The following is a 3,869-nucleotide window of genomic DNA, read 5'->3' as shown; positions in this document are numbered from 1 at the left end:
GGAAACGTTGCAAGTTTTCCAGTCCCTGCTCAATGTCCCGTAAATCCAACAGCTTGCCTTCACGCGCGGGGAATGGCGTTATCCGCTGGATATATTTTCCGCTGTCAGGGGTATAGCGGATATGTCGGATGTTGCCCGGTATCATCACCAGTTTTAAGGTTTGGGTATGCAGATCCTGACGAGGAACCAGAACCCGGCTGGTGACATAGCCGTGATTAATGAGCTGATCTTGCAATCGGGTCATTAGCCGGTTAATGCCCTGAGCACCGAGGCAATGGTTTTCGCCCTGTTGGGAGACACGCCTGAACGGCAACCAGTGCGGGAAATTTTCAGTGCCGGCCAACACGACGCGGGTGATCGGAAAACACGGCGTTTCCAACGGAAATGCGGATGACACCGCCGGTTCGGGTACCGACAGGTGAACCTCCGCAGGGGGTGGGGCTAATTGCGCCTCCAGGGCTTGCTGGCGCGCCTGTTGATGAATGAGTTGTTGTGCTGAGAGGTCTGCGGCCTGGCTGCTTGAGACCACGCTATAAAAAACCGCAAACAATAAAATACTGCTTTTCATTGACTTTCTATTCCACAATGTCGAAGCAGTATTAACCACAAATTTAATTTAGTGATCAATATGCAGCATTAATAATCAATCGGGCAACTAAAATAGGGGGTTGGTTAAGATAGCAGCAAAAACAAGGGGTTATATTGTAAGCAAAAAACAGGCCAATGTGATTATTTTGTGACAATATTGTATAAAAAACAGATTAATATTAATCATTTAATAATCAATATTAATAATTTCAAATTAATTTCATTTTTTGTGTCAATTATGTGATGTACGTCACATTTATGATGTTTTATTTCAGCATGAAATCACTAGTAAAGTGATGTTTGTCGTAAATTGGTGATGAAATATTATCTTTTTTGATGAGGTTAGATGGTAACTTTTAGCTCAGTTGGCAGAACTGGCGCTATGCTATTTTGGATTTCTCTATGCCAGTCAACTTTCAACCTGCATTTTGCTCACTTTTTGAAGAACATAAATGATTATTTTATACAGTATGAAAAGCTTTCTTGACGTTGAAATGAACATTGATTAATTTAAGGCAGTATTCGTTGTCGCGTGAGCGATCGTTAATGTTCTCGCAGTCTGAGAGGAACGCCTTTGGGTGACTGATCTCAATGCCATCACAGCCTGAGAGGTGGCGTCTTCGGACGGTAAATCCGTTTATCCTTTGAAAACGGGTATCACTAACAATAGTGATGAAGGTGCAATTTCACATATAATTTTCTAACTTGTCAGTATCATCAAAAACAATCTACGGGTTGATTTGCTTTCTACGATTGGCTTGCTTGGGTGGTTTCGTTCAGCATTCCGGGTGACTATTGTCAGATTCAACAGGTTATTGGATATTTTACGGATAACGCATTGGGTCCAGAAGAAACGGGCAGCGTCACTTGTTGGCGTGATAACGAAAACCAAGTGACGCTGCCAGCGTACAACATCCCAAACCACGTAATACAAGCTTTCCCTGTATCTTCTACCTTCTGACCAATACGTAATACCCCGGTCGGAGGGTTTGAAGATCGCAATCCACCTTAACGTCTTGAGTGAAAAATAATCATGTTGACGTTTTATATTCAGAAGAAGGAGAACAATCGACTCGGTATTGATGGCGACGTCAGTGAAAACTGGCGTTGGAGGTAGTCTGACAACGGTCAGGACGGTGTAAACCGCGAACAGCTCAGAGAGCTGGGGTGCCTCGTAAGAACTCAACAATTTCACCGCCCCGATGCACAGATATCAGTCGAGCCGCAGGAAGCGCAAACCAAACCGTGCCGTTGGGGTTGAGATATGACATTCAAAAACTGTTTAGTATTGCCTGCATCTGTCAGGTTGCAAGCGGTGGTGTCGTGTGTGTTAAAAAGGAAATCGTTTGAATGTCAAAGTTGAGTAAACAGTTAGTAACCTTGGCCCGTCAGGCTGGCGGCAGTTTTAAAACCGTTTCAGACAGAATGAAAATAGCCAAACGTCTGGCAGAAAGCATGGCGATATTAAATATTCAAATCCGTGATATTAAGAATATGAAAATTAATCATATTGAAAAATATATTGATAGCCGAAAGTCAGAGAATATTTCAAAGCGAACGTTACAAAATGAAATGGCGGCTGTTCGGGCGATATTCGCTATGGCGGGAAGATCTCAATTAGCTAACCCTCATCACGAGCGGTTAAGTAATCGTGCGCTCGGATTATCTGGCGCCAGCCGGGAGGGAACTAAAATGGCGATTTCGGATGAGTGTTATCACACGACCCTTGTTTTGGTTCGTGGGAAAGATGAAGGTGTGGCTGCTGCTATGCAACTTTCTCGTTATCTGGGGCTACGAACGGAGGAAGCTGTTCAGGCGGCAAAATCATTAAGAACGTGGGAAAAAGCTTTATTGCGTGGGGATGAAAGATTGAGGGTGGTGTTTGGTACAAAAGGAGGACGTCCTCGTGATACGACAGTTGTTGATCGGGATAAAGTGATCCAGGCAGTCAGGACGGCAATAAAGTATACCAATAAAAATAAGGGGCGTTTGATTGATAAGCCGAATTTACATTCGGCTATTGATCGTTATCGGAATATAGCTAGGGAAGCAGGGTTAACCGGAAAGTCTTCACCACACAGTTTGCGTTATGCTTATGCTGTTGAGGCAATAAATTATCATTTGTCGGAAGGATTAAGTCGAAAAGAAGCAGAAGCGATGGTTTCAATGGATTTGGGTCATGGGGATGGACGAGGACATTATGTTGCCCGTGTCTACAATAAACAGTGCAGTGATGATTAATTGGCTTTTGAATTTAGCTTGAATCGAAACAGCCCTGGGCTTAGTTATGCTAGCAAGAGGTTGAGCGGGGATGCACTATCCCGAAAACCTTTCTACCTTCAATTGCTGGATGGAGAACTATCAATCTCTGTGGCTGTTATGGCGATTAAGCCTTTACGCGCTGCTGGTCTGAGGCAGCGGGAAAATCTGGCAGTTGACGGAAAACAAACCGGAATGTCGTGTCGTGCTAATGCGGATGATTACAGCGAATGTGCTGTTTATCCTGCTGTGTGAATATGCCCTGTCAGGCAGTTTGCGTGACGACAAACGGGCAGGTCAGGCAATCCGCCGACATGTTTGGTCAGATGGTGATGCAGAAGATGATGTCAAAAGGGAAGTAGACAAACCGGGGTTTAAAATTTAAGGGATACGCAGTTATCCCTTAAGCATCATGGTTCGAATTTTATGTCAGTTTTATTTTTTTCCGCCTGTTTAGACTGTTTGTCATTGTCCCGATAATTAAAGATTAGATAAGTATTATTAACAGTGCAGGTAAATAAATTATTTAATGTAAATGTATTATTGAATTCATTTATTTGTTTTCTTAACTTAGATTGGATTTATATCCATTTTCTGTGTTCCAATATTTCATATTGGAATGGTATTAACTCAATATGTATGATGTATATCACAAAAAAGCAAATGGCTTAATGTCATTTAATTTAAGGTGATTTACACTGAAAACGCTATATTTTTCATGTTTTATACCCGTAATCATTGAAGATGCTTGATTTTATCCGAAATGGAGATCATTATCCTCGCTATGAAAATATTTATTACATCAGAACAAAAAATCAAACTTGAGCGTCTTCACGACACCACTCGCGATGGTCAAGTACGAGACAGAATAAAAGCTATCCTTCTGGCTTCTGAAGGGTGGAGTTCTGTGATGATAGCTCAGGCATTGCGACTCCATCAGACCACGGTTGACCGCCATATCAGTGATTACCTTAATCACGGTAAACTTAAATCGGGTAATGGGGGGTCTGACAGTTTACTTT

At 42.5% G+C, this 3,869-nt stretch carries 5 protein-coding genes; 4 read left to right on the top strand and 1 reads right to left on the bottom strand.

All coding sequences use genetic code 11. The features are described from left to right. A partial coding sequence (locus D3222_RS23815) for a ShlB/FhaC/HecB family hemolysin secretion/activation protein (RefSeq protein ID WP_198672919.1) occupies positions 1 to 568 on the bottom strand: 568 nt, incomplete at its 3' end. 786 nt (positions 569 to 1,354) lie between these two features. Between D3222_RS23815 and D3222_RS25325 the strand changes: the two genes are divergently transcribed. From D3222_RS25325 to D3222_RS23805, 4 genes are all read left to right on the top strand, one after another. Beyond that, complete coding sequence (locus tag D3222_RS25325) at positions 1,355 to 1,549, top strand: hypothetical protein (RefSeq protein WP_157975434.1); 195 nt, start codon at positions 1,355 to 1,357, stop codon at positions 1,547 to 1,549. Between the two features lie 389 nt (positions 1,550 to 1,938). After that, complete coding sequence (locus tag D3222_RS23810) at positions 1,939 to 2,829, top strand: integrase domain-containing protein (protein ID WP_118988272.1); 891 nt, start codon at positions 1,939 to 1,941, stop codon at positions 2,827 to 2,829. 193 nt (positions 2,830 to 3,022) lie between these two features. After that, the gene (locus tag D3222_RS25315) at positions 3,023 to 3,232 is read left to right on the top strand and encodes a hypothetical protein (RefSeq protein ID WP_198672918.1); all 210 of its coding nucleotides are present in this window, start codon (positions 3,023 to 3,025) and stop codon (positions 3,230 to 3,232) included. A gap of 399 nt (positions 3,233 to 3,631) precedes the next feature. After that, positions 3,632 to 3,869: helix-turn-helix domain-containing protein (locus D3222_RS23805; protein ID WP_157975362.1), on the top strand; the 238-nt coding region annotated here is incomplete at its 3' end.

Origin of the sequence: Photorhabdus sp. CRCIA-P01 (assembly GCF_003545805.1) — a bacterium.
In the GTDB taxonomy this organism is placed as follows: Bacteria; Pseudomonadota; Gammaproteobacteria; order Enterobacterales; family Enterobacteriaceae; genus Photorhabdus; species Photorhabdus antumapuensis.
Note: the sequence above shows the minus strand (reverse complement) of the source record. Positions and strands in the feature narration are given on the sequence as shown.